The organism is Microbacterium sp. P5_E9, from assembly GCF_054049175.1.
On the sequence record NZ_JBFUMV010000048.1, the window covers coordinates 1 to 797 of the forward strand.

General features: G+C 68.4%; 2 protein-coding genes. Both read left to right on the forward strand.

What is annotated here, in order from left to right:
* Positions 1-456: STAS domain-containing protein (locus ACXJ3V_RS20135; protein WP_457102132.1), on the forward strand; the 456-nt coding region annotated here is incomplete at its 5' end.
* Positions 453-797 (forward strand): response regulator (locus tag ACXJ3V_RS20140; protein ID WP_457102133.1); only part of this gene is annotated, 345 nt, incomplete at its 3' end. The genes ACXJ3V_RS20135 and ACXJ3V_RS20140, both read left to right, overlap by 4 nt.

The following is a 797-nucleotide window of genomic DNA, read 5'->3' on the forward strand; positions in this document are numbered from 1 at the left end:
GAGATCGAGCGAGCCTTGTCCACGGCGCATGCCCTGTTTCGCGACCGCGCTGCCTGGCTGCCGCCCGCTCGCCAGTGCCTACTTCGCCTACACACTCATCGCGCAGGGGGACGCCCCCTGGTGCTGGACCTCTCCGGCTGCGAGTACATGGACAGCACCTGCCTCGGCACGGTGCACGAGCTGGTCGCCCGGGGCGGCGTGGTGCTCGCGGGGGTGACGCCGGCCGTGCGCGCCCTGTTCGAGGAACTGAGCATGCAGCAGGTGCTGGCCGCGATCCGCGAGGACATTCCCGCCGCGCCCGAGCTCTACGCGCTGGGCACGGGGGGCGACCTGGCCGCGGTGCAGAAGCGGATCCTGCAGGCGCACGAGGCCCTCTCCGCGCTGAGCGAACGCAACCGCGAGGAGTTCAAGGAKGTYGTCGAGTCGCTCCGTGGCGAGCAGGACGGGCCRAGATGACCRCTGCCATTCGAGTGCTGCATCTCGAGGACGACCCGGCYGATGCGGAACGCATCCGGAGCAGGCTGCAGGACGAGGACCTTGCTTGTGACATCGTGTGGATGCAGACCCGGGAGGACTTCGTCTCCGCCCTGCATCGGCTGACCTTCGACCTGGTGCTGTCCGACTACGAAGTCGGCGGCCTGGAAATGCTGCGGCAGGTACGGCAGCAGCGGCCGGAGCTTCCGCTGATCGTGATTTCCACCGCGATGACCGAGGAGGAGGCGGTGGATTGCATGAGGGCCGGTGCCACGGACTACGTTCTCAAGCAGCGCTTGCGGAGGCTCGGGTTCTCGGTGCGG